Annotated in this window: 1 protein-coding gene; it reads right to left on the reverse strand. The window is 67.9% G+C overall.

Annotation, left to right across the window (positions count from 1 at the left end; translation table 11 throughout):
* Nucleotides 1-215 (reverse strand): glycosyltransferase family 29 protein (locus tag NLM59_RS11770; protein WP_304417970.1); only part of this gene is annotated, 215 nt, incomplete at both ends.

The following is a 215-nucleotide window of genomic DNA, read 5'->3' on the forward strand; positions in this document are numbered from 1 at the left end:
TGCCCTGCGCCGCCGGCGCCCGGACGAAACCCTTGTTGAGCCGCACCACCACGCCCTCGGCATCGATCCGCGCTCCGAATTCGGTATCGAGCAGGCTACGCGCGTTGCCCACCACGGCGACTGACCGCTCGCCGATATACCTCGCCAGGCGGCGGTCGGAATTGCGCGCGAGCTTCAGGAACAGAGCGCGCGGCGCCTGATAGAGATACTTCCGC

Source organism: Profundicola chukchiensis, from assembly GCF_029664245.1.
Classification (GTDB): Bacteria; Bacteroidota; Bacteroidia; order Flavobacteriales; family Weeksellaceae; genus Profundicola; species Profundicola chukchiensis.